The organism is Micromonospora sp. WMMA1923, from assembly GCF_049179195.1.
Classification (GTDB): Bacteria; Actinomycetota; Actinomycetes; order Mycobacteriales; family Micromonosporaceae; genus Micromonospora; species Micromonospora yangpuensis.
Window position 1 is genome coordinate 193185 of record NZ_JBMHLZ010000001.1, and the last position, 24227, is coordinate 217411.

The following is a 24227-nucleotide window of genomic DNA, read 5'->3' on the forward strand; positions in this document are numbered from 1 at the left end:
ACGGGAGGGGTGAGGGTGCCGACCTCGGTGCTCCTCGCCGTCCTCGCCGCCGCCGGCCTGCTCGCCCTCGCCCCGGCGCTGGTCCGCCGGTACGACGCCACCGAGCGGCTGGTGGCGGAGCGGGCGCAGTCGACGGCGCGGGTGCTCCAGCGCCGCCGGCGACGTCGCACTGTCCCGGGCCGGCAACCGGTCAACACCACTCGCGCCCTTGTCGTCACACTCAGTGAAGACCCGGTAACGGGTGCCCTGACCGTCCCGGGCACCCGGCCCGACGGTGCCTCCCCGGTCCCGGACTCCGACCGGGGTGCGGTGGACCATGCCTCCGCCGGGACGCCCGGCTCCGACGCCAGCGGTGCCGGGGCCGGTGACCTGGCTTCCGGCGGGGCCGGGGCCGGCGGCGCGGCTTCCGATGGTGCTTCCGCCGGTCGGCGGCGGCCCGGCGGCGGTGCCACCGGGCGGCGCGGGGCGTCCCGGCGGGCCAAGCGGCTGCGGGTGGTGCCGCCGGCCGCCAAGCGGACCCGTCGCCGACCGCCGCGCCGGCACACCCCGGCCGTATACCGCCGCCGCCGGGTGCTGGCCGCCCTGCTGCTGCTCAACTTCGTCGAGCTGATCGGGGTGGTCGTGGTCGGCCCCGGCTTCTGGATCAGCTTCTCGGTCACCGGCACCCTGCTGCTGGCGTACATGGTGCACCTGCGCAGTCGGGCCCTGGCCGAGCGCCGCCGGCGGCGGCTCCAGGCCCGGGAGGCCGCCTGGTTGGCCGCCCGGCAGGCCGAGGTGCGCCGCGAGCAGGCCCGCCGGGCAGCCGCCCGCCGGGAGGCCCAGCGCCGCCTCGCCGCCCAACGCGAAGGGGTACGCCGGGCCGCGATGGGCCTCGACCGCCCAGCCGACCTGCCGGCAGTGGCCAACGGGGGCGGCTCCGTCTCCTACCGCCGTTCCGGCGGCCTGCGCGGCCGCCCGTACCAGTCCGGCCGCAACCCCCACTGAGGTGTAAGGAAGGGCCCCCTGTTAACGCTTCAGGTCTAGCGGGGCACCCTTCTCACCGCCGGCTGGGCGGGACGTGGCCCTCCCGTCGGGGTCAGCACCGCTGGGCTGGCGGCGAGCGCCCCCTGCCACGGGGTGGGCGTCGCGTGGCCTCCGGCCACCGGGGGACGCTGGCGTCGCGTGGCCTCCGGCCACGGGGTGGGCGTCGCGTGGCCTCCGGCCACCGGGGGACGCGGGCGTCGAGCGCCCCGGTGGCTGGTGGGCTTCGGGGGCGTGGGCTGCCGGGATCGTGGCGTACCGGGGGGTGATTCGCTCTTCGGGGGCCGGCCTGTTAGCCTTGTTGCCGGCCCGCCCGGTGTAAGCCGGGCGGTGCTGATGCCGGTCAGCCGGCGGAGGGGCTGTGGCGCAGACTGGTAGCGCACCTCGTTCGCATCGAGGGGGTCAGGGGTTCAAATCCCCTCAGCTCCACCCAGTTCAAGGCCGTTTCCGATAGTCGGAGACGGCCTTTTTCGATCTTCTGTAGCGGTCAAGTGGCAGCAGTCAACAGAGCTCGACCGGGTCACCGGAGCGGATGACGCCGAATTCCAGCGGGCGCGCGTACACCCCGGCGCACGGCAGGGAGCCGACGGCCGGCAGGCGGTTGTGCCGGCTCAGCACCTGCAGCAGCGCGACATCCGGTTCGCCGTCACCATGCCGCAGCGCCGGAATGACGCACCGGGGGGTCGCGATGACGACCTCGGCGACCACGTCGGTGCCGATTCGCAGTCGACGCCCTGGCCAGAGGTTCTCGACGAAACCGGCGCCGGGGTCGGGCACCTCGACGACGATGTTGGGCCGGAAACGTTGGCTGTGCACCGGCCGACCCAGGTGGTCCGTGAGGGCGGCCAGCGTCGCGGTCGTTATCAGGTGCAGGGGCGCGAAGTCGAAGAACGTGCCCGGTGGAGAGCCGGTAGCCAGTTCGGAGCTGACGGTCTCCGCGCTTCGCAGATCGTCATCCGTGCGTACCTGGTCCGGGTCCATCCGCTCGATGCTCGTGTGCGGCGCGGCCCGGTCGAGCAGGCGAACATCCCGGCCCAGCAGCATGGACAGCGCCGGATCGCGGTAGCCGGTCACCGTCACGGTCTCGGTCGTACCGTCGGCCAAGGTCAGCCGGACCGCCGGGGCGCCGGTGGAGTCGGGGGGTGTCAGCGTGGACCGTACCGTCAGCATCTCGCGCCACAGGCGCGGGTTCTTTGCGCTTGCCACCTTGCCGGTGAGGCAGTCGAGCACGGCGAAGGTCCGATCGCCGGCGATGCCGGCCTCGTCCACGTACGCCTGGTCCAGATCCTCGCCCAGCATCGACTTGACCGGGTAGCGCGACAGCTGCCCGACCCTGCCCACCTGGCGGTCACGGCTCATGCCGGTGACACCTCGCGGACCTGCGCCGGCCCGTCCGGCAGATACACGTAACGCTCGAACATCTCCAGATCCTCCAGAGGTTCGTCTGGGGCTTGGCCCGGGGGGCGTACGTCGACGGGGGCGACGTACCGGAAGCGGATCGGATCAGCGATCCGGGTCGAGCAGGGGGAACAGGCGGGCGACCGCCGCGACCGGCGCGGACCCCTGCGGACGGGTCTCGGGCCGGGTCTCGCGGTGGCGGTAGTCGGCCAGGAGATCGCGGATCTTCGCGCCGAGAGCGGTGAGCTCCCTCGGCGTGAGGTAGATGACCTCGCTGAATGCCTGGTCGTGGCGCCAGCGCGGCGGTGCCTGCTCGCGCAGGGCCAGCCAACCACTGTTTGTGGGTAGCCTCGGCCCGCTCTACCCGTCTGAGGTCCGGGCACAGCGGTCGGCGACATTTTTCTGCGCCTCCGAACCGCTTTTTTCAAAGGGCTCCCGGTGGTAGCTGCGTCCTCATTCCGGAATCGTCGCAGTGGCGGTGACCGACCAGTTCGTCGGCGAGCTGCCAGCCATGCCAAATGCGTGCCGGGGGTGGGTGGCCGTCCGGTCAGAGGCCGGCTGCGGCGTCGTACCGGCGGCGTAGGTCGGCCATCTCCGACTCGGTAAGGGCCTCCTTGAGCGCCAGTTGTTCGTACTTCTCCGGGAACATCTCCCGGAGCCGGTCGACGAAGCGGACCTCGCCGGTCCCCTCCACCACCTGGATGCCGGGCGGCTCGGTGGCCATGTCCATGATCAGCGGTCCGGTCAGCTTGACCGCGACGTCCCAGGGGCGATCCTGTTCGGCGACCCCGCAGAAGTGGTAGCCGTAGACCGTCCGCACGTCGGCCAGGACGGTGGCTGTGTCCGGCTCGTGGCCGTAGACGTGGACCCCGCAGATCACCGGGGTGCGGGCCGGTGCGTCGGCAACCTGCTGGGGCTGGTGTCCGGCGTGGTTGTGCTGCCCCGGGTCGGCCTGTTCGAGGATGGTGCGCATCCGGCTGGTGATCTGCGCCCGCAGATCCGGCGGCTCCGGTTCCGGCGCGGATTTCGCCAGTACGGCTGCGCCTGCCGAGACCGCCAGGAGAACCACGGCCGCCCACACGTAGCGGTTCCGGTGCCACCCCACGAAGAAGTTCCGAACGCTCATGATCACCTCGTTGCCGTTCCAGTGCGGCCGTTCCAGTGCGGCCGTTCCAGTGCGTCGACAGCCGTCAGGTGTCTCCGGCGCCCACCCCGGTCGCCGTGACGCGTGGCGTCGAAGTGCGCGATCGGCGCCGCGCCGGCTGCGGAGATCCCACCGCGTGCGCCCCGCCGAATGGCCGACCATCGCTGCCAATGGCGGTGCTCGGCGCCGTGCTCCCGGCCGGCCGTGCCCAGCGCGGTTGCCCAAGCGCCGCGGTGCTGCCCGTAGCCCGCGCGCCGCGGTGCTGCCCGTAGCCCGCGCGCCGCGGTGCTGCCCGTAGCCCCCGCGCTGCCGGCGACGGGAGTCATTCCAACACGTCTGAACCGGCTGTGCAACATAGGCGTCGATCAGTGTGCGGAACGCTGGGTGGTGCGGCTGTCCAGGTTCGCGCCGTGGCGTGCCGGGTGACCGTGCCGAGGTTATGGTTGCGCTCGACGCGGCTGTTTCGGCGACATCATGGGATTGGCGCGCCCAGCAAGATCGAAGGTGCTTTCGGGGATCTCCTATCTCTGTGATGGGTTTGCTCATAAATCCAGCTCAGAGCAGATATATATAGACGATCATTGAACTCTGGGTCGATTGGTGCAATGCTGGCACGGAAGCGCTCCCACACAAGCCCCAGAACGTCGGAGAACGGAGGATCCACCATGGGTTCAGCCAAGCCCGATCAGTCCGGCCGTCGGTCACGGTCGGCTGTCCGCCAGCCCGTTCGAGCGCTCGTCGTGGTGCTCGCCATGCTGGCCGGCACGTTGACCTTCATCGGCCCGGCCCAGGCCCACGGCACGATCGTCGGCCCGGCCACCCGCGCCTACCAGTGCTGGCAGACCTGGGGGAGCCGGCACATGGATCCGGCCATGCAACAGCAGGACCCCATGTGCTACCGCGCCTTCCAGGCCAACCCGGACACCATGTGGAACTGGATGAGCGCGCTGCGGGACGGTCTGGGCGGGCAGTTCCAGGCCCGTACCCCCGACGGGCAGCTGTGCAGCAACGGCCTTACCCGGAACGACAGCCTGAACCAGCCCGGAGCGTGGAAGACGTCCAACCTCGGCCGTAACTTCTCGATCCAGCTGTACGACCAGGCCAGTCACGGTGCCGACTACTTCCGGGTCTACGTGAGCAAGCAGGGGTTCAACCCCGCCACCCAACGTCTGGGTTGGGGGAACCTCGACTTCATCACGCAGACCGGGCGGTACGCACCGGCACAGAACATCTCGTTCAACGTCTCGACCTCCGGCTACACCGGACACCACATCGTCTTCGTCATCTGGCAGGCCTCGCACGCCGACCAGGCCTACATGTGGTGCAGTGACGTGAACTTCACCTGATCCACCCGACACCGGTCACCCTCTGGTGGTCACCGGCCTTCCGGCCCGGGACGTGGTCCCGGGCCGGAAGGCCGGGTCGAGTGCGTTGGTCCGCAGCCGGCCCGCGGTGGGGTGGAACGGCACGGCTCACGGCGGCCGGCCCACGGCCACGTCGCGGCCAGCCGAGCGGCGTAACCAGCGCCACCTTCCCGGCACGTGCAGTGCGGCAAGCGGGTCAACGGCCGGTCAGCTACCAGGTGGAGCCGGATCACCGACCCCGTACAGGTCCCTGCGTCGGGTTCAGGTTCCGGTAGGGGTTGTTCGAAGCGAGTTCCGGCCTCGTGGGGCGTACCTGCGGAGCGGCGGAGGGCGCCGAGGTCAGGCGGTAACTCGCTGCGGCGTGCCGAGAGCTCTCGTTGGTCGCGGGTGGTTGCCCGGGTGCCGCCGCGCTGGCGGTCTGCTGTGTGGCCCGTACCCGTTCCTGCTGCCACCGGTCGGCCCCACTGACCATCAGGTAGGTCTCCAGCGGTGGGGCGATGCTCCGCCGACCATCCTGAGCCGGGGGGTCGTACCTCGGGTCCGTAGGGGCGACGGCCAGCGTGGCGATCTCCGGCCGCTCCCTACCCCGGGAGTCCAGTACGGGCTCCGGCGTCCACCCCGCCCACTGACGGACCTCGGCCGCGTTGTTTCTCACCCTGCCCGTCGGATCGGGGTAGTAGTAGGCCGAGACGCCGCTGAGTCTGCCGTTCTCGTGGAGCCGGGCGAGGCTCTGGTCGAGGCCGATCCAGCTCTTCAACGTACGGGCGACCGCCAGCCTGACCGCGGCGTCCTGGTGTGCGGAGAACTCCGGGCCGCCGAGCGGAGACCGCATGGCCATCATCGCGTACGGACCGTTCGCGAATCCCGGGTGCGTCCACTGCTGGACGGAGTCCGCAGATCCGGGGAGCTGGCTGCCGTACGGGGGTGGATCGATGCCCGTCCACTCGTGCGGGGCGAAGGTCTTGCCCCGTAGGCGGTGCAGTACATCCCGGCCCCTGATCCGTAGGCCGCCGCGCTTGCGGGTCTCCTTGGGTGCGGTCTGCCGGTGCGCCTCGTCGACGAACCGCATCCCGTTTCTCAGGTCACGGTTGGTCTCGCTCCGGTGTTCCGGGTCCCAGCCCCTCGCAAGGTCCTGTCGCAGGATCCAGAGCGCCAGCCGTTCGACCTTGGTGTCGAAGCCAGGCTCGCCCACAAAGGCGAGCGGGTCGTTCTGATCGCCCATGCGCCTGTCCCTACCGAATCGGTACCTGGTCGGCGGTACTACGGTCGGTCGGGGTGGTCGGTTCACCTCGATCTATGGCGGCGGAGCCGGAGCCGTGGTGCGCCGGCCCCGGCCCGCCGCGTTACGGCCGCCAGGAGCCGGAGGTCCGGAACTTGTGCTGGTACTCCAGGGTGCCCTTGGTGTCGGCGACGTTGAAGACCACCGTTCCGCTGCGCTTGGTGCCCTCCGGCAGGTTGTTGCCGGAGGTGAGCGAGTCGCCGCAGCCGGAGATGATGCCGGCCAGGCCGTTGGTGGTGGTGCCGTCCGCGGCCACCCACTCGAAGTAGATCGGGTTGAGCGAGGACGAACCCTTGGTGACCTCGGCGCTCACGTCGGCGATCAGGTAGAGCCCCTTGCTCGGCTTCGGCGAGTAGCTCCGGCACGGCTCGTCGGTCGTCCGGAACTTCGAGACGGTGATCCGCAGTTCACCGTCGTTGTCGGTGAGGATGAGGGTGTCGCCGGCCTTCATGTTGTAGGTCTCGCCGGTGGGTCGGGGCGCGGCGGTGGTCGGCGCGGCGGTGGTCGGCTCCGGCGTCGGCGGTTGGGTCGGCTCGGTGCTCGGGGCGGCGGTGGTCGGTGCCGCGGTCGGACCGGTGCCGCTGGTCTGCTCGTCGTCACCGCCGGCTGCGATGTAGGCGAGGACGCTGCCGCCACAGCAGAGCAGCGCGATCACCGTGACGATCGCGATGATGATCAGCGCCGCCTTGCCGCCCGAGCCACCTGACGACTTCTGCGGCGGACCCAACGGGTACGCCCCGGGCGGGTACCCGGGCGGCGGGTAGCCGCCACCGGGCGGCAGCGGCCCGGCCGGCGGGTACGGCTGACCGGAGGTCGGGTACTGCGGCGCGCCGGAGACCGGCGGCGGGTACTGCGGGGCACCCGAACCCGGCGCGGGGTACGGCTGCCCCGGGTACTGCGGCGCGCCCGACACCGGCGGGTACGGCTGGCCGGGGTACTGCGGCGCGCCGGAGACCGGCGGGTACGACTGGCCCGGGTACTGCGGCGCGCCGGAGACCGGCGGCTGCGGGTAGGGCTGGCCCGAGGACGGGTACTGCTGCTCACCCGAGCCGGGGTACGGCGACTGCTCGCCCGAGGCGGCGTAGTGCGGCGCGCCCGAGGACGGGTACTGCGGGCCACCGGTGCCACCACCCGGCGGGTACTGCGGGCCAGCGGGGCCGCCACCCGGCGGGTACGGGGCCGTCGGCGGCGTCCAGGAATCGCCGCCGGGCGGCGTGGACCACGCGTCGTCGGGCTGCTGCGGGGAGCCGAAGAGGGACGGTGCGGGAGTGTCCGGTTGAGCCCACGGGTCGTTCGGAGGCGGTGGGGCGGCCGTCGGGTCGGCAGGATACGACGACGGCTGGTTGGGGTCCTGCGGCCCGAACGGGGGCTGGGGGTGGCTCACCATACTCCTCGGCGCCTGGGAACGTCTCGAACAGCCTGGACGCTACCGCGCGCAGGCAACCCCCGAATCCTGGTGGTCCACCCGGTGCCAGGTCGTCGGCTGATCGGTTCGAACAGTCGCCGGGTCAGCGGAGGCCGAGGACGGCGGCGGTGCGGACCAGGTCGGTCTCGACGGCGAACCGTCCGCTGATGGTCCGTGGCGGGTCCAGGTCAGCCGCCGCGTCGAGGCGGGCCGGCGCGATCCACGCGGTGAAGGTGCCCGCCTCCGGGTCCAGGTCGATCCGGGCGTCGTGGAAGTCGAGCCAGCTGCCGACGATCGGATGCCAGACCTTGTAGACGGTCTCCTTGGCGCTGAAGATCACCGCCGGCCAGGACACCCCGGCGGGTAGCCGGGCGCACCGCTGCTCCTCCTCGGGCAGGCAGATCAGTCGGCGTACCCCGGCTTCGAGGACCTTGTGCCGTTCGGCGTCCATGCCTACCGACCGGATCTCGGTGGTCCGGGCCGCCGCCGCCGCGCAGTACCCCCGGGTGTGGGTGATCGTGCCGACCACGCCGGCCGGCCAGACCGGGGCCCGGTCCGCCGCGGGCACCGGGGTCGGCGGCAGGCCGAGGGCGCCCATCGCCCGCCGGGCGCAGACCCGGCCGGCGGTGAAGTCCCGCCGCCGGTTCTCCACCGCCCGCTCGCCGAGGCAGGCCTGCTCGGCCGGCAGCAACGTCCCGGTCCAGTCCGCCGGCCCGGCCACCGCGACCGCCACGGTCGGCGGCAGCAGGTCACGCATCACCCACACCCCCGCCCGGGTACGACCACAGCCGGACCCGGTCGACGGCCTGGTCGGTGCGTGGCGCCGGAGTGGGTGGGCCCTGCCCCGCCCGGCTCGTCGCGTCCGTAGTGGAGGGTCGGTGCCGGGTGCTGCGAGCCATGCGGTGACGGTACTGCAGCCGACCGTGGCGGTGGGGGCGCGCGTCCCTGCCGTACGCGTGGGTGCTGCGCCCCGCGCCGAAGAGATGACTGTCCGTTAGGTGCCGGATGTAAACCATATGGCCGTCAACGCATCCGTCGGAAATCTGAAACAAGTTGACCCGTTGTGCCAGTGGTGCATGGTGGTTAAGCTTCCCTTGCGCGCCCCAATCGCCCGCTTCCCCCGTGGCAGGCGATCGGGGCGCGCGTCTTTGTTGGGGCGGAAGCTGCGTGGGACGGAAGCTGCGTGGGGCGGAAGCTGCGTGGGGCGGAAGCCGGTGGCTGTTCCCGGTGAGAAGGGCACCCCGCTCTACCTGAGGCGTTAAGCGGGGGCCCTTCCTTGCACCGGGGTCAGATCCAGCGGCCGTCGAGCCACATCCGGGCGGACCACTCGGCGTTGGTGAGGATCGTCCCGACGAAGATCGGATAGAAGTACGCGAAGCAGAGCGCGACCAGCAGCACGTACGCGCCCACGATGAACGCACCCACCAGCCGCCGGTCGGCCCGCGCCTGCTCGGCCTCGGCGTCCCGCGCCGTCGCGACCCCACCGGCTGCGCCGACCCCACCGGCGGGATCAGCCCCGCCGGTTGCGCCGGTCTTGCCGAGGGCGCCGGGTGGGTCGGCCGGGGTGACGATCGCGCCGAGCACGTACGTCACCGCCAGGACCAGGAACGGCAGGGCCGGGGCGGTGTAGAAGGAGAACATCGTCCGGCCGTCGAGGGCGTACCAGAACCAGGGCAGCAGGCCGAAGGCGACGCAGAGCAGGATCGCCCCGGCCCGCCAGTCGCGCCGGGCCAGGCCCAGCCACGCGGTACCGGCCAGCGCCGGCAGGAACGACCACCACAGCAGCGGGGTGCCGAGCAGCAGCACCTCGGAGGCGCAGCTCGCCGCCCCGCAGGGGCCGTCGCCGGAGTAGTGGAAGGCCACCGGCCGGCCGAGCAGCAGCCACTGCCACGGCCAGGACTGGTACTTGTGCGGCTCGGAGAGGCCGGCGTGGAAGCTGTACGCCGCCATGTGGTACTCGTAGAGGTTCTTCAGCGGGCCGAGGAACGGGGTGTCGCTGAGGCCGGGGGTGTTCGGGTACCGCTCGGCGAGCCGGTAGTAGCCGTGGTCGGTGAGGAACCAGCCGGACCAGGCGGCCAGGTAGGTCAGGCTCATCACCACCGCGGTCAGCAGCAGCCAGGGCAGCTCGGCGCGGAACGCGTCCCGCCACGGTCGGCGTACCCCGGCGGAGCGGCGGGCCCCGACCTCCCAGAGCAACACCAACAGCACGAACGCCGGTACGAAGTAGAGCGCGCTCCACTTCACCGCGATGCCCATCCCGAGCAGCACCCCGGCGGCCAGCCGCCACCAGGGCCAGCTGCGCCAGCCGCCGGCCGGGCGACCGGCCGCACCCGGGCGGGACGGGTCCAGCCCGGCGTCGAGGGCCTGCTGCCAGCGGCGGCGGCGGGCGTCCCGGTCGAGCACCAGCGCCCCGAAGGCGGCCAGTACGAACAGCAGCAGGAAGATGTCGAGCAGGGCGGTGCGGGAGAGCACCAGGTGGAAGCCGTCGAGGGCGAGCAGCAGCCCGGCGGTGCAGCCCAGCACGGTGGAGCGGAACATCCGCCGGCCGATGCGCACCAGCAGCAGCACCGACAGGATGCCGGCCAGCGCCGCCGAGATCCGCCAGCCGAACTCCGGTGCGGTGGTCATCAGCCGACCGGGGACGTTGAACCCCTGCTCGACGTCGACGTACCCGAAGGCCCACTCGCCGGCGCCGATCAGCCACTTGCCGAGCGGCGGGTGCACGACGTACGCCGGGACGTCGTCCTTGTAGTTCCACTCGACGCCCTTGTCGACGAGCTGCCAGCCCTCCCGGGCGTAGTAGACCTCGTCGAAGATCTTGCCCTTGGGGTACGTGATGCCGACCAGGCGCAGGATCGCGGCGATCGCCACCACCACGGCGGTGGCCAGCCAGGAGTGCAGGTCCAGCCGGGCCTCGACGGTGGCCAGGCGACGCCGGACGATGGTGGGGATGCCACCACCACCGCCACTGGCGGTCGGCGCCTCCGGCGGGTCGGGGACCCTGGTGCCGTTGCCCGGTTCTTCCGATTCGGCCTGGCCGGAGCCCGCGCTCTGCGCTGTCGACGCACTCGTCACCCGGCGATCGTAGGCTGCTGGGGTGCCCGGTGGCGCCGGTCGTCCCCGATATTTGGTACATCCGTCGATGAAGGAGCGCGTCCCGTGGGTGAAATGTCGGAAAGTGGACGCCTGGTGCTGCTCGGCGCGCCGCTGGGCAACCCGGCCGACGCCTCCACCCGGCTCCGCGAGGTCCTCGCCACCGTCGACGTGGTCGCCGCCGAGGACACCCGCCGGCTGACCCGGCTCGCCAAGGACCTCGACGTACGCATCGAGGGCCGGATCGTGTCGTACTTCGAGGGCAACGAGGAACGGCGTACCCCCGAACTGGTCGACGTGCTGCGCGCCGGGCACCACGTCGCCCTGGTCACCGACGGCGGCATGCCCAGCGTGTCGGACCCCGGCTACCGGCTGGTCACCGCCGCGCTGGCGGCGGGCGTGCCGGTCACCGCCGCGCCCGGCCCCAGCGCGGTGACCACCGCGTTGGCGCTGTCCGGGCTGCCCAGCGACCGGTTCTGCTTCGAGGGGTTCCTGCCCCGCGCCCCCGCCGCCCGCCGGGCCCGGCTGCGCTCGCTGGCCGCCGAGGAGCGGACCCTGGTGCTCTTCGAGGCCACCCACCGGATCGTCGGCGCGCTCGCCGACCTGGCCGCCGAGTTCGGCTCCGACCGGCCCGCCGCGCTCTGCCGGGAGCTGACCAAGACCTACGAGGAGGTGGTCCGCCGCCCGCTGGGCGAGTTGGCCCGGTGGGCCGCCGAGGCGACACCGCGCGGCGAGATCACCCTGGTGGTGGCCGGTGCCGTGCCGACCGCCGGGCAGCGGCCGGACGACGGCACGCTGCGCGCCGAGGTGGCCGGACGGGAGGCCGCCGGGCTGTCCCGGCGGGACGCGATCACCGAGGTCGCCGCCGAACACGGCCTGCGCCGCCGGGAGCTCTACACCATCGTGCACAGCCCACAGTGAGCTGACGTCGCTCCGGCGGTGACCTGACGTCGGGGGTCCGGCGGTGCCCTGACGCCGGGCTCCGGCGGTGGCCTGACGTCGGGTCACCAGGCGGCGGCGAGGAAGCCCAGGGTGGTCAGCAGCGGGCCGGCGCAGGTGGCGGCCACCGCCCAGCGCCGCAGCCGGGGGTCGGGCAGTCGGGTCGCGCCGCCGAACCGGACCATGCCGGCGGTGCAGCCGGCCACCGCGAGCAGGCCGAGCAGCCACCGCAGGTGCTGCCCGACGCCGGTGTCGGCGTACGCGGTGGTGCCCTCCGGGCCGGTCATCCGGGCCGGCAGCACCGTACCCGGGTCGGTCTGGTCGGCCGGTACGCCGCTGAGCCGTACCCCGTGGGCGACGAACCGCCCGTCGGCGGCGGCGAAGTTGCCCCGGCAACGCTGCGCCAACCCGCCGCCGGTGCACTCGCCCACCACCACGCTGCCCCGGGTCGCGTGCCCCGCCGCCAGCCACAGCGGCCCGACGCTGACCCAGGCGAAGAACGCGGCCAGCAGGCTGAACAGCACCAGGGCGGAGAGGCCGGGCAGCGGATCGGGCGGATGGTTGCTCCGGCCCTCCCGCCGGCGTCGGGTCGAGCCGCCCGGGGACGCGTCGGCGCGTTTCGCCTTCCGCTCGGCCCGGATCGGGGTGCCGTCCCAGTGCACCTCCTCGATCGGCAGCCAGAACGCCTCCTCGGAGTCCGTCGTACCGGGGTCGGCGGCCGGCGCCCGGCGGTGCTGCCGGACGGGCACCCGGCTCGGCACGGCGTCCATCGGCGCACCGGTCGTCGGCTCCGTCTCGACCACCGTCTCGATCACCTGGGTCACCGCGGTCGGGTCACCGCGGCGCTGGGGGGCGACCGCCGGACCGCGCGGCGCAGTCGGCCCGGTGGGCCCCTCGGGTGCCTCCGGCGGCTGGTCGTCGGACTCACGGGCGGTTCCTCTGCCAGTCACGATGTTCATTGGACACCGCCGGAGGGGAGCACCCGGGCAGCTCAGGCCGCGTGTCGGCGACAATTCGGACAGGGTTGGCCCCGGACGGGCCTATTGGTTCGCGGCCACCCGGGGGCGGTCACTAGGCTTGCTGGTCATGAGTCACGTTCTCGCGGCGGTGGCCTGGCCGTACGCCAACGGCCCACGCCACATCGGCCACGTCTCCGGTTTCGGCGTACCCTCCGACGTCTTCGCCCGGTACATGCGGATGGCCGGCCACGACGTGCTCATGGTCTCCGGCACCGACGAGCACGGCACCCCGATCCAGGTGCAGGCGGACAGCGAGGGCGTCAAGCCGCGCGAGCTGGCCGACCGGTACAACCGGGTGATCGTGGAGGACCTGCTCGGCCTCGGCCTCTCCTACGACCTGTTCACCCGGACCACCACCGGCAACCACTACGCCGTGGTGCAGCAGCTCTTCGAGGGGCTGCACCACAACGGGTACGTCGTCACCAAGACCACGATGGGGGCGATCTCCCCGTCCACCGGCCGGACCCTGCCCGACCGGTACATCGAGGGCACCTGCCCGATCTGCGGGTACGACAGCGCCCGGGGCGACCAGTGCGACAACTGCGGCAACCAGCTCGACCCGGTCGACCTGATCAACCCCCGCTCGAAGATCAACGGGGAGACGCCGCAGTTCGTCGAGACCGAGCACTTCTTCCTCGACCTGCCCGCCCTGGCCGACGTGCTGCGCGGCTGGCTGGACACCCGCGAGGGCTGGCGGCCCAACGTGCTGCGGTTCTCCCGGAACCTCCTCGACGACCTGCAGCCCCGGGCCATCACCCGGGACCTGGAGTGGGGGGTGCCGATCCCGCTCGAAGGCTGGCGGGAGCGCGGCGACAAGCGGATCTACGTCTGGTTCGACGCGGTCATCGGCTACCTGTCGGCCTCCATCGAGTGGGCCCGCCGTTCGGGTGACCCGGAGGCCTGGCGGAGGTGGTGGTCCACCGACGGCGCCGGCAAGGACGCCCGGGCCTACTACTTCATGGGCAAGGACAACATCGTCTTCCACTCGGTGATCTGGCCGGCCCTGCTGGCCGGGTACTCCGGCGAGGGGGCCAAGGACGGCGAGCCGGGCGAGCTGGGCCGGCTCAACCTGCCCACCGAGGTGGTGGCCAGCGAGTTCCTCACCATGGAGGGGCGCAAGTTCTCCTCCTCCCGCAAGGTCGTCATCTACGTCCGGGACTTCCTGGAACGCTACGACGCCGACGCGCTGCGCTACTTCATCTCGGTGGCCGGCCCGGAGAGCAACGACACCGACTTCACCTGGTCGGAGTTCCTCCGCCGCAACAACGACGAGCTGGTGGCCGGCTGGGGCAACCTGGTCAACCGGTCGATCTCGATGGCGGCGAAGAACTTCGGCGCGATCCCGCCGGTCGACCCGGCCGGGCTCACCGAGGCCGACGAGGCGCTGCTCGCGGTGGCCCGCGCCGGCTTCGACACGGTGGGCGACCTGATCGCCCGACACCGGCAGAAGCAGGCCATCGGCGAGGCGATGCGGGTGGTCGCCGAGGCCAACCGGTACCTGTCCGACCAGGCGCCGTGGAAGCTCAAGGCCGAGGCGGACAAGCCCCGGATGGGCACCATCCTGCACACCGTCCTGCAGGTGGTCAGCGACGCCAACACGCTGCTCACCCCGTTCCTGCCGCACTCCGCGCAGCAGGTCCACGAGCTGCTCGGTGGCACCGGCGTGCACGCGCCGATGCCCACCATCGTCGAGGTCGACGATCTCGACGCCGGGCCGGCGTACCCGGTGCTGACCGGTGACTACACGGTCGGGGCGCGGTGGGAGTCCGTACCCGTGGAGGCCGGCCGGGCGCTCGCGGCGCCGAAGCCGGTCTTCCGCAAGCTCGACCCGTCGATCGTCGAGGAGGAGCTGGCCCGCCTCGAAGGCTGAGCCGACGCGGCCCCGGGGGTGGTCCCCGGGGCCGCGCTTCGTGGTGCGGTCGGTCAGGCGCGGGCCATCGCCGGCTGTCCGATGAACTCCATGATCGCCCGGTTCACCTCGGACGCGTTGGTCCACGGGATGCCGTGCGGAGCGCCCTTGAGCGTGACCAGCTCGCTGTTGGGCAGCATCGGCTGCAACCGCTGACCGGTCTTGGCGTACGGCAGCACGTTGTCCTGGTCGCCCTGGACGATCAGCACCGGCACGTCGATCCGGGGCAGGTCACCCCGGAAGTCGGTGAGCCAGGCGTCCACCGAGTTCAGGGTGGCGATCGCCGAGGCCCGCGCGCCGATCTGCCAGTGCCCCTGGTACGCCTCCTCGCTGACCAGCTTGCCCTTGTTCTGCTGGTAGTTGAAGAAGGCGTCGCAGAAGGTGGTCAGGTAGGCGAACCGGTCGTCGACGATCGCCTTCTTGAACCCGTCGAAGAGGCTCTGCTCGACCCCCTCGGGGTTGTCGGCGGTCTTCAACAGGTACGGCGCCAACGGCGCGAGCAGCACCGCCCGGTCCACCCGGTCCGACCCGTACGCGCCCAGGTAGCGGGTCACCTCACCGGTGCCCATCGAGTGCCCGACCAGGATCACGTTGTTCAGGTTCAGCTCGGTCAGCAGCACGTCCAGGTCGGCGGCGAAGGTGTCGTAGTCGTACCCGGTGGCCGGCTGGGCGGAGCTGCCGTAACCACGCCGGTCGTAGGTGATCGTCCGGTATCCCGCCGCGAGCAGCGGCCCGACCTGTTTCTCCCAGGTCGCCCCGTTGAACGGGAACCCGTGGATCAACACGACCGGCTGGCCGGACCCGTGGTCCTCGTAGTACAGGTCGATGGGCGCGAGGTTCTCCGCGCCGACGGTGACGAAGGGCATGCGGATCTCCTGATCAACTGGCGTCTCGGACACCCACGCCTACCCGACCCGCCGCCCGTTATGCCGACCCCTCCGTTTGAACCGAACCCGACCGGTGTCCGTTGGAAGGGACTGGGCCGAGAGCACAGGGGTGAAAATGTCGGATACAGATGGGTTGCGCGAGGCGTGGCTGTTGGCGGAGGGAATGGGGGATTATTCAGCCGAGGAGTTGACTAGGTATTTTGGGGATTACCGGGGTGAGGAATATGACCCCGGTGAGCTGGACGGACTCCTTGAGGAGTCGAGGGACCTTCATCCGGAGGGGGCGGGCGAAGGCTACCCGGAAGGCGGGGATCAGCGAAGTGATCCTCTCTCGGTATCCGGGCGGCTAGCGGCCCCGACGGCTTGCGTCGACATTCCTGAGAAAGTGGCCGGGTCTCGCCGAGTTCGTGCCGATCTCGTCTGGGCCGAGCTTCTGAGAAGCCACGCGAAGGGTGACCTGGATCGGACGAAGAAAAAGGTGGTTGTCCAGCATCTGAGTGAGATCAAGGCGGACAGGGCTCGGCTGGGAAGGGCCCAGCTGAAGTTCTTCGACGATCACCCTAATTATGCGGACAAGTACCTTAAAGTTGGCTCGAAGAATCATTCGCTTCTGCAGGATTTCAGGAAGGGTGACTCGACAGCTCCCGTACCCGTACCCATGCCCGTACCTCATACCGGGCGCTCTCGTACTGATTCCGAGTGGGCTGATCTTCTCCTGCAGCGCGCAGCCGGTGCCCAGGTGGACGCCAGGACGAAGAAGACCGTCACCACGCATCTGGCTGATATCAAAAGAGACAAAATCCGGTTGGGGCCTGAGCAGTTGGCGTTCTTCGCTGCTCACCCCGACAGTGCCGAGAAGTACCTCGTCCCCGGCTCGGTCAACCATGCGGACCTTGAGACGTTCAGGAAAACCGGATTGGCGACCAGGGCGCCGAGAGAGATCAGACATCGCGCCGATGCCGAATGGGCCGGGCTCCTCGAAGCCCACGCCACGGACCAGGTGATGACCCCGAGCGACCTGAAGGCCGCCGACACCTACCTGAGTGACATCAAGAGGGGGAAGATTGTCCTCAAGAGGCAGGTGGCGGAGGTGTTCATCGATCATCCCCATTATGCGAATGCCTATCTGCCGTCCGATCACCGGAAGCGGGAGCCTTACGAGGAGTTGAAGAAGGCTCGCGAAACTGTCGCAGCAGAGGGGACGGTGGCGGTGTATCAGGCGGCGCGAGCGACGGTGCCGGGGGCGGTCGCCGGTGTGCCGCCGCTGCGTCTTCCCAGCCTGTCCGGGCCGCCCCTGCTCAGAGGCGATACGGCAGGTCGACGCCCCGGTCGTCGGTGACCTCGGCGGCCGGGCCCACCTCTCGTGGACACCCTGCCTCCCGAGTGGGGACGATCTCTGGGCGGGGAAGAGGCCGGGAGCCCCGGCCCCGGGGGTGGGTGTGTGATCCTCGCCAGGTGATGAATGAGCCGACTGAGTCCCGCAAGCAGCGCGCCGCCCGCCGGGCCGGCGAGTTCCCGCCCGCGCCCGAGCCGCTGCCGGTGGCCGTACCGGACAGCCACACCCACCTGGACATCACGGTCGCCGAGGCCGGCGTACCCCTGTTCGGGTCGGGCGCGCCCGACGAGGCGGCGGCGACGGTCGACACCGCCGCCACCTCGGCGGTGGCCGGGGCCGCCGTGAACGCGGTGGCCGCGACCGGCGCGCTGGCCGCGGTGGATCCGCTGGCCGCCGCCGACGCGGTCGCCGCCGCCGACTCCGGGCTGGTGACCGATCCGGTCGACGCCATCGTGCGGGTCGCCGCCGCCGCCGGGGTGGACCGGCTGGTCCAGGTAGGGGTGGACGTCGAGTCGTCGCGGTGGGGGGCGCGGCTCGCGGCCCGGCACCCGGCGGTGCTGGCCACCGTCGCGCTGCACCCGAACGAGGCCCCCCGGCTGGCCGACCTGGACGCCGCGCTGCGCGAGATCGAGGCCCTCGCCGCGCTGGACGAGGTACGCGGCATCGGCGAGACCGGGATGGACTTCTTCCGCACCGGCGAGGACGGTCGGGCGGTGCAGGAGGAGAGCTTCCGGGCACACATCGCCATCGCCAAGCGGTACGGCAAGACCCTGGTGATCCACGACCGGGACGCGCACGCCGACGTGCTGCGCATCCTGGACGACGAGGGCGCACCCGACACGGTGGTGCTGCACTGCTTCTCCGGTGACGCCGGGTTCGCCGCCGAGTGCGTCCGCCGGGGCTACCTGCTCAGCTTCGCCGGCACGGTCACCTTCGCCAGCGCCCACGCGCTGCGGGCAGCCGCCGCCGTCACCCCACCGGAGCAGCTGCTGGTGGAGACGGATGCGCCGTACCTGACGCCCACGCCGTACCGGGGGCGGCCGAACGCCTCGTACCTGATCCCGCTGACCGTGCGGTCCCTCGCCGCGACCACCGGTGTCGACCTGGCGACGCTCTGCGGCCACCTGTCGGCCAACGGCGAACGCGCCTTCGGCCCCTGGCTCTGACCTGGACGTTCTCTCGAAGCGGGCCTGAACCGAAGTCTGCGGACCACGTAGAGGATGGTGTCTCGTCGCCGCACCCGCCCGGAGTGGTCCATGGAGTCGTCCGCACAATCCGCTGACACCGCCCGACATTCGTTCGAATACACCGCCTACCGCTATCTCATGGCCGGCAGGCGCTGTTCTTTCGCGCCCAGCGACGAGCACGGCCCGGACTCCGGAATGTTCACTCTGCGCATCAATCTCTACCCCCACGAGCAGATCCACGTCGATACCCGGAGTTGGAGCGGGATCAACGCCCTGGAGGTCTACCGGATCGACTCCAGGACGAATTTCCCTGCTGCCTCGGAGATCCACCACATCGAATTCGCCTCGGCCCGGCGGAATCTCCTCACGGCGAAGCTGGTCCAGGATCTGATCGGTCGGCTCAGAACAGCTGGCCTCGATGTCGGGCAGGAAGCAAATCTCGCCGCGTCCGAGAGGCTGCTGGACGCTACGCGTGAGTACAACAGGGTCTATACCGGCCTTCGAGGTGCCGGTGGTGCTGGCCGGGCGACGGGTGTCGCGTCGGCTGCCGCTCTTCCCGTGCCCGGTGGCAGTTCACCTCCACCGAGGAGTGAGTACTCGTGGCCCTCCCCGTACAACCCGAGAGGTGGGGCCGGAGCCGGGCAGCTCCCGGGCGTCGGCAGGCCGTGAGCTAGCGCCTCGGCTCGTGGCGCTGCCTCGGCTTATGGCGCTGCCTCGGCTTATGGCGCTGCCTCGGCTTATGGCGCTGCCTCGGCTTATGGCGCTGCCTCGGTTCGCGGCGGCGCCTCGGTTCGTGGCGGCGTCCCGGTTCGTGGCGGCGTCCCGGTTCGTTGCGTTGTCTCGGTTCGTGGCGGCGTCCCGGCGGTGGTGAGAGGGGTGCCCTGCTATACCGAAAGCGTTAACAGGGGGCCCTTCCTTACCCCTTGAGGTGGGTGAGGAAGGTGTGCCAGGTGGCGGGGGAGAAGGTGAGGGCGGGCCCGGTCGGGTCCTTGGAGTCGCGTACCGCGACCAGGTCGGGCAGATTGTCGGCCACCTCGACGCAGTTGCCGCCGTTGCCGCTGCTGCGGGTGCTGGTGCGCCACCGTGCTCCGGTCAGGTCCATGTCTCGGCCACCTCGCTGATCAGGTCGACTGACTGCCAGTGGGAGAGCGCCTCGGCCCGCACGTTCTCCCAGACGTTCAGTATCGCCGCGATGTCGTCGGCGTCGCTGACCACAGTGCCCTGCAACTGGTTGTCCAGGTAACCGGCCATCTGGTGGTCGTCGGCGGTCGCCAGCACGAACGGCCCGTTCAGCCCGGCGTAGGCCCCGACCGTGGCGGGCACCACCTGGATCCGGACGTGCTCGGCCTGGGCGGCGGTGACCAGCGCGGTCAACTGCTCGCGCATGGTCGCCCGGCCGCCGACCGGGCGGCGTAGCACCGACTCGTCGACCACGGCGGCCAGCCGCGGCGGGTTCTCCGGCCGGGCGAGGATCGCCTGCCGGGCCAGCCGGTTGGCCACGTGCCGCTCGATGTCCTGGCGGGGCAGCAGACCACCGCCGGTGAGCACGGCGCGGGCGTAGGCCTCGGTCTGGAGCAACCCGGGCAACACCGTCGACTCGTACGACCGCAGCAGCACCGCCTCGCTCTCGATGTCCTGCCAGGGACGAAACCAGATGGGCTCCCGACGTCTGGTGGTGTCCGGCCAGATGTCCACGATGTCCCGGCCGAGCGCCTCGGCTGCCGCCGCCCGGTGCCGGGGATGCGGCACCCGGTCCTCCCGCAGCCACCGGGCGGGCGTCTTCGGGTCGACACCGACTCGCTCCGCGAGGGACTCCAAGGTGTGCCCGGTCTCGTGCAGAGCTGCTCGGAGCAGGTCGTTCATGGCTCTCCCCGGGGGTAGCAACGAATATCCACGCACCATATCGCTACGACCTGTAGTTGTCCGGTGACGTGCCGGAAGGTGGTGTCCAGGACGGCGTGGCCGGTGGAGGTCGATCCCCCTGACCCGGCGGTCACGTACGTCACCGGGAGCCGGCGCGGGCCCGCCCTGCCCACGCCGGCTCCCGTCCACCCCGGACGACCGCTGCAGTGAACGATGTCGCACCGGCCGCCGGGCCGGCCGCTGGGAGGAAACGATGCCGCACCCGTATTCGAACCAGCGTCGGTACCGCCTGGCGCACGAGCCGACCCGGCCGGCCTGGCGGTGTCAGGCGTGCGGGACCAGTTGGCCCTGCTCGGCGGCGAAGCTCCGCCTGCTGGGGCGGTTCCGGGCGGACCGGGCGGGGTTGGTGACCCACCTGACCGGCCTCCGGGAGCAGGCCGCGGCCCAACTCGCCGATCTCGGGCAGCCGATCCCGCCGGCGACCCTCGACGATCGTTTCGTCGACTGGGCCCGCCGCCGTGAGTAGCCCGCTCAGCGCGGGCCGCGCCCGGGGTTCGGCTGATTGGGGACGGGTCGGCGTTGGATGGGTGTGCCGGATGTGTTGGTGCCGAGTGGGGCGTCCGGGCGGACCTGGTTTCGTAGCCGTGCTTCGGCCATGCGGGCCACGTCGGGTGTGGCCGTCGTGGGGTTCGACTGACCGGGGACGGGTCGACGTTGGATGGGTGCGCCGGAGGCGTGGGTGCCGAGGGGTGCGTCCGGGTGGGTCTGGTGGCGTAGTCGCGCTTCGGCCATGCGGGCCACCCCGGCCACGTCTGGCCTGCGGGCCACGCCGGCCACGTCTGGCCTGCGGGCCACGCCGGCCACGTCTGGCCCGCGGGCCACGCCGGGCACCACCGTTGTGGGCAACGCCGGGCCGGGGACGGGTCGGCGCTCGATGGGTGTGCCGGAGGCGCGGGTGCCGAGTGGGGCGTCCGGGCGGACCTGGTTTCGTCGCGGCGCTTCGGCCAGCTGGGCCACGTCGGGCACCGCCGCCTGTCGCGGGCGGTACTCCGGCAGGTTGATCCGGTCGTACTCGGCCTCGGTGATTCGACGTTCCCCCGGGCTGGGGTGCGCCAGGTACGGGGGAGTGCTGGCTACGTGGAACGTGCTGGGCCGGCTCGGACCCGGCACGAACGTCGCCGGATCGCTGCGGTCCGCGGGGCGGATCTCGACACTGCTCAACCAGGCGTACCGCGCGTTCAGTTCGGCGAGGCGCTGATCGGTGTGCAGGTTCCTCGGCGCCCAGCCGGCCCGGTGCCAGGCGTTCAGCTCGTGGTCGTCGATGGCGAACCGGTGTGGTTCGGTCATGCGCCGGCCCACCGCGACGGAGACGTGTCCGCCCCGTTCGATCCGGTAGTTCCGTGGATTCCTCGCCCAGAGCCGACTGAACGTTCGGGGATGGATGATCATCGCCGGGACGCGGATGCGGTCGTTCTTCTGGGGTTGTCGTCCCTGGCTCCGGCATCTGTCCAGGTAGGCCCGGGCGGCGAGGGCGTAGACGTCGGAGCTGTACTCCAGTCTTCGCGTGCCTACCCGGACGAAGCGGGCGCTTCCCTCGGGCAGCAGGCCGTCCGATTCGAGTAGTCGGCGCACCCGGACGGGCATGGTCGTAGGGCCCAGCCACTGGGCGCTCTCCTGGTTGGTCCAGTCACCGAGGGCTCGCAGGGCCCAGTTGTCGGCGGTGGTCGTACGCCAGTCCCGGACGTTGTCGACGGTGAGCCCACTGCGGCGTGCGGTCAGGTAGTGGCCGGTGAAGGCGATCCAGTCGGCATCGTTCCAGGTGTTCACGAGGACCCTCCTGTTGGTGTCATCAGGTGCGCCCGGAACGGGCGGTGCCGGGGCGGGGCAGGGAGGCCGGAGAGGTTGGCCGGCTCGGGGCAGACGACGGTGCGACGGTGGCCGAGCCGGCTGCGCCGTGCTGGGGTGACTGGAGGTTCGCCGCCTGGTCGACCTGGAACGTCGACGTCGGAGTCGGGGCAGTCAGGGCGGGCGGCTGCCGTCGTGGGTAGTCCGGCGGCGTTCCCTGGGTCGACTCCGGATTCTGCTGTCCGGTGGGTGCGTTGAACGCGTACGCCGGCAGGGTCAGCGGTTGGTTGTCGGCGTCCCGGGGCTGCGGGAGCCGCGGGGTGGGCGGGCGGGTCTGCTGGTACGGCGGCGGAGCGTCCGGCGTGCCGAGCGTCACGTACGTGGTCGGTCGATGCGGGCTGGGGACGAACGTCTCCGGACGGTCGGGCTGTGCGGGCACCTGCATCGTGTTCTTCGCCCAGTCATAGCGCAGGGCGAAATCCGAGTCCGGTGGCACGTTCCTCGGTTGCCAGCCGGCGGCGATCCAGGTCCTCAGTTGGTGATCGTCGATGTCGTGGAGGTGGGGCCGCTCCAGCCGGTCGCGGATGTCGATGCTCATCGACTGCCGCTCGACCCGGCGGATCCCGTTCTCGCTGTTCCAGGCGTGGCTGACCGTCCGCGGGTAGACCACTGTGCCCTGGATGCTGATGTTCGTCGGTCCCCGGCTGTCCGGGCGGGAGCCCTGCCCACCCTGCCGGGAACTCTCGCCCGCGGGAACGGCACCCCGGCCCGCCTGGGCCGGACCGTCACCACCCTGGCGGGAACTCTCGCCCGCCTCGGCCGGGCCGTGGCCGTGCGGGGCGGGGGCCCGGGCGCTCTTGTCCCGAGGCCGGTCCGCCGGTGAGGGCTGTGCCGCCGTGGCCGTGGGTGGCGGCGGTGCCGAGTACCGTGCCAGGTGGGCCTTGCCGGCTGCGGCGTAGGCCGCGGAGCTGTACTCGTAACGGTGGGTGTAGTACCGGGCGAAGACGGCTGTTCCCGCCGGTAGGAGGCCGTTGTCTTCGAGACGTTGGCGGATGGCGGCGGGCATCCTCGCCGGGCCGAGCCAGTCCTTGCTCTTCGGGTCGACCCACCCGCGTAGGGCCCGCAGGGCCCACCGGTCCTGCGGGGTCATGAGCCAGTGCGCGCGGTCGCCCCGGAGGCGACCCTCAGCATGGGCAGCCAGGTAGTGCCGGGTGAACGCGATCCACTGCTCGTCGGTCCAGGCGTTCGCCGTCTCGGCGCGGGGGGTGGGATCGACGGGTATCCCGGTCGGTCGGGTGGGCTGGCGGGGTACTCCGGTCGGTGGGGTGGGCTCGACTGGCGTTCCGGTCGGTCGTGGGGGCATCGTGGCTGGTCCTTCCGGCTCTGCGCGCTTCTGCTGACTGACGGGCACGACGAGCGACCGTTCGGAAATGTGACCCGTGTCATACCTTCTCCTGGCCGCCCGCCGACGTCGTGTCGGGGCAGTTCGGGGCGGGCCGGATCCGCTCGGGTCGAGCCGCTCGGGCCGGTGAGAGGGGAACCCCGCTATACCGGATGCGTTAATAGGGGGCCCTTCCTTTCCAGAGGGTGAGCCGTAGGCTGTCGGGTCATGGCCGTAGACCTGCTCGGACCGGCGCAGATCCGGGAACTCGCCGCCCGGTTGGGCGTGGCACCGACGAAGAAGCTCGGCCAGAACTTCGTGCACGACCCGAACACGGTGCGCCGGATCGTCACCGCCGCCGGGCTCACCCCGGACGACGTGGCGCTGGAGGTCGGCCCGGGGCTCGGCTCGCTCACCCTGGCGCTGCTCCCGGTCGCCGCCGGGGTGCACGCCGTGGAGATCGACCCCACGCTGGCCGCCGCGCTGCCCGAGACCGCCGCCCGGCACGCCGGCCCGTACGCCGACCGGCTGACCGTGCACCGGGCCGACGCGCTCCGGGTCACCGCCGCCGACCTGGGCGAACCCGGCCCGACCGCGCTGGTGGCGAACCTGCCGTACAACGTCGCCGTGCCGGTGGTCCTGCACCTGCTGGCCGAGCTGCCCACCCTCCGGCACGGCCTGGTGATGGTGCAGAAGGAGGTGGCCGACCGGCTGGTCGCCGGTCCCGGTTCCAAGGTGTACGGCATCCCGTCGGTCAAACTCGCCTGGTACTCCCGGGCCCGTTCCGCCGGCCGGGTGCCGCCGAACGTGTTCTGGCCGGTGCCGAACGTCGACTCGGGGCTGGTCGCCTTCACCCGACGCGAACCGCCCCGACCCGACGTACCCCGGCAGCGGGTCTTCGCCGTGGTGGACGCGGCGTTCGCGCAGCGCCGTAAGACCCTGCGCGCCGCGTTGGCCGGATGGGCCGGCGGCGCGGACCGGGCCGCCGCCGCGCTCACCGCCGCCGGGGTCGACCCCAGCGCGAGGGGTGAGTCACTCACCGTCGAGCAGTTCGCCGCCATCGCCGCGTCGGCCCCGACCGGTACGCCGGCGGCCCACTAGGCTGTCGCGGTGCCGGTCTCGCACGAGCCCGGCGCGTGCAGCAGAATCCGCAGGACG

General features: G+C 71.6%; 21 protein-coding genes and 1 tRNA gene. 10 read left to right on the forward strand and 12 right to left on the reverse strand.

Annotated features, from left to right (window positions below):
• Window positions 1-9: 9 nt before the first annotated feature.
• Window positions 10-984, forward strand: a complete 975-nt coding sequence (locus tag ACN28G_RS00970) for a hypothetical protein (protein WP_421478166.1) — start codon at window positions 10-12, stop codon at window positions 982-984.
• A 391-nt stretch (window positions 985-1375) separates the two neighbouring features.
• A tRNA-Ala gene (locus tag ACN28G_RS00975) sits at window positions 1376-1449 on the forward strand.
• A 72-nt stretch (window positions 1450-1521) separates the two neighbouring features.
• Here ACN28G_RS00975 and ACN28G_RS00980 read toward each other — a convergent pair.
• Window positions 1522-2379 carry an MOSC domain-containing protein gene (locus ACN28G_RS00980; RefSeq protein WP_217628772.1) on the reverse strand — a complete coding sequence of 286 codons (858 nt, stop codon included), beginning with the start codon at window positions 2377-2379 and terminating at the stop codon, window positions 1522-1524.
• A gap of 586 nt (window positions 2380-2965) precedes the next feature.
• Window positions 2966-3544, reverse strand: a complete 579-nt coding sequence (locus tag ACN28G_RS00985) for a hypothetical protein (RefSeq protein WP_091445927.1) — start codon at window positions 3542-3544, stop codon at window positions 2966-2968.
• Window positions 3545-4302: 758 nt separating this feature from the next.
• Between ACN28G_RS00985 and ACN28G_RS00990 the strand changes: the two genes are divergently transcribed.
• Window positions 4303-4908 carry a lytic polysaccharide monooxygenase auxiliary activity family 9 protein gene (locus ACN28G_RS00990; RefSeq protein ID WP_091434522.1) on the forward strand — a complete coding sequence of 202 codons (606 nt, stop codon included), beginning with the start codon at window positions 4303-4305 and terminating at the stop codon, window positions 4906-4908.
• A 247-nt stretch (window positions 4909-5155) separates the two neighbouring features.
• Here the strand turns inward: ACN28G_RS00990 and ACN28G_RS00995 are convergent, their stop codons facing one another.
• From ACN28G_RS00995 to ACN28G_RS01010, 4 genes are all read right to left on the reverse strand, one after another.
• Window positions 5156-6148, reverse strand: a complete 993-nt coding sequence (locus ACN28G_RS00995) for a hypothetical protein (protein ID WP_091434524.1) — start codon at window positions 6146-6148, stop codon at window positions 5156-5158.
• Between the two features lie 121 nt (window positions 6149-6269).
• Window positions 6270-7589, reverse strand: a complete 1320-nt coding sequence (locus ACN28G_RS01000; protein WP_421478167.1) for a hypothetical protein — start codon at window positions 7587-7589, stop codon at window positions 6270-6272.
• A gap of 124 nt (window positions 7590-7713) precedes the next feature.
• On the reverse strand, window positions 7714-8367 hold the full coding sequence (locus tag ACN28G_RS01005) for a 4'-phosphopantetheinyl transferase family protein (RefSeq protein ID WP_421478168.1): 654 nt from the start codon (window positions 8365-8367) through the stop codon (window positions 7714-7716).
• A gap of 530 nt (window positions 8368-8897) precedes the next feature.
• A complete protein-coding gene (locus ACN28G_RS01010; RefSeq protein WP_091434528.1) occupies window positions 8898-10685 on the reverse strand; it encodes a dolichyl-phosphate-mannose--protein mannosyltransferase in 1788 nt (595 codons plus the stop codon).
• Window positions 10686-10778: 93 nt separating this feature from the next.
• Here ACN28G_RS01010 and rsmI point away from each other — a divergent pair, with 93 nt between their 5' ends.
• Window positions 10779-11624 (forward strand): 16S rRNA (cytidine(1402)-2'-O)-methyltransferase, encoded by an 846-nt coding sequence (rsmI, locus tag ACN28G_RS01015; RefSeq protein WP_421478169.1) that lies wholly within the window; start codon window positions 10779-10781, stop codon window positions 11622-11624.
• Between the two features lie 83 nt (window positions 11625-11707).
• Here the strand turns inward: rsmI and ACN28G_RS01020 are convergent, their stop codons facing one another.
• On the reverse strand, window positions 11708-12601 hold the full coding sequence (locus ACN28G_RS01020) for a hypothetical protein (RefSeq protein WP_229688141.1): 894 nt from the start codon (window positions 12599-12601) through the stop codon (window positions 11708-11710).
• A 127-nt stretch (window positions 12602-12728) separates the two neighbouring features.
• Between ACN28G_RS01020 and metG the strand changes: the two genes are divergently transcribed.
• A complete protein-coding gene (metG, locus tag ACN28G_RS01025) occupies window positions 12729-14531 on the forward strand; it encodes a methionine--tRNA ligase (protein ID WP_091434533.1) in 1803 nt (600 codons plus the stop codon).
• Window positions 14532-14584: 53 nt separating this feature from the next.
• Here the strand turns inward: metG and ACN28G_RS01030 are convergent, their stop codons facing one another.
• A complete protein-coding gene (locus ACN28G_RS01030; protein WP_091434534.1) occupies window positions 14585-15436 on the reverse strand; it encodes an alpha/beta fold hydrolase in 852 nt (283 codons plus the stop codon).
• Window positions 15437-15590: 154 nt separating this feature from the next.
• Between ACN28G_RS01030 and ACN28G_RS01035 the strand changes: the two genes are divergently transcribed.
• The 3 genes from ACN28G_RS01035 (at window position 15591) to ACN28G_RS01045 (ending at window position 18649) form a co-directional block, all read left to right on the forward strand.
• The gene (locus ACN28G_RS01035) at window positions 15591-16796 is read left to right on the forward strand and encodes a hypothetical protein (protein WP_421478170.1); all 1206 of its coding nucleotides are present in this window, start codon (window positions 15591-15593) and stop codon (window positions 16794-16796) included.
• A 119-nt stretch (window positions 16797-16915) separates the two neighbouring features.
• Complete coding sequence (locus ACN28G_RS01040) at window positions 16916-17959, forward strand: TatD family hydrolase (protein WP_421478171.1); 1044 nt, start codon at window positions 16916-16918, stop codon at window positions 17957-17959.
• A gap of 90 nt (window positions 17960-18049) precedes the next feature.
• Window positions 18050-18649, forward strand: a complete 600-nt coding sequence (locus tag ACN28G_RS01045) for a hypothetical protein (protein ID WP_091434540.1) — start codon at window positions 18050-18052, stop codon at window positions 18647-18649.
• Window positions 18650-18896: 247 nt separating this feature from the next.
• Here the strand turns inward: ACN28G_RS01045 and ACN28G_RS01050 are convergent, their stop codons facing one another.
• Together ACN28G_RS01050 and ACN28G_RS01055 are read right to left on the reverse strand one after the other, a co-directional pair.
• Window positions 18897-19082, reverse strand: a complete 186-nt coding sequence (locus ACN28G_RS01050) for a DUF397 domain-containing protein (RefSeq protein ID WP_421478172.1) — start codon at window positions 19080-19082, stop codon at window positions 18897-18899.
• The gene (locus tag ACN28G_RS01055; protein ID WP_421478173.1) at window positions 19073-19843 is read right to left on the reverse strand and encodes a Scr1 family TA system antitoxin-like transcriptional regulator; all 771 of its coding nucleotides are present in this window, start codon (window positions 19841-19843) and stop codon (window positions 19073-19075) included. The genes ACN28G_RS01050 and ACN28G_RS01055 overlap by 10 nt, the downstream gene beginning before the upstream one ends.
• Before the next feature lie 253 nt (window positions 19844-20096).
• Between ACN28G_RS01055 and ACN28G_RS01060 the strand changes: the two genes are divergently transcribed.
• Window positions 20097-20369, forward strand: a complete 273-nt coding sequence (locus ACN28G_RS01060) for a hypothetical protein (protein WP_091434548.1) — start codon at window positions 20097-20099, stop codon at window positions 20367-20369.
• A gap of 5 nt (window positions 20370-20374) precedes the next feature.
• Here the strand turns inward: ACN28G_RS01060 and ACN28G_RS01065 are convergent, their stop codons facing one another.
• Both ACN28G_RS01065 and ACN28G_RS01070 read right to left on the reverse strand, forming a co-directional pair.
• Entirely contained in the window at window positions 20375-21670 is a 1296-nt protein-coding gene (locus tag ACN28G_RS01065) for a hypothetical protein (RefSeq protein ID WP_421478174.1), read from the reverse strand.
• Window positions 21671-21692: 22 nt separating this feature from the next.
• The gene (locus ACN28G_RS01070; protein WP_091434553.1) at window positions 21693-23051 is read right to left on the reverse strand and encodes a hypothetical protein; all 1359 of its coding nucleotides are present in this window, start codon (window positions 23049-23051) and stop codon (window positions 21693-21695) included.
• 246 nt (window positions 23052-23297) lie between these two features.
• Between ACN28G_RS01070 and rsmA the strand changes: the two genes are divergently transcribed.
• Complete coding sequence (gene rsmA / locus ACN28G_RS01075) at window positions 23298-24170, forward strand: 16S rRNA (adenine(1518)-N(6)/adenine(1519)-N(6))-dimethyltransferase RsmA (RefSeq protein ID WP_421478175.1); 873 nt, start codon at window positions 23298-23300, stop codon at window positions 24168-24170.
• The last annotated feature ends 57 nt before the right edge of the window (window positions 24171-24227 follow it).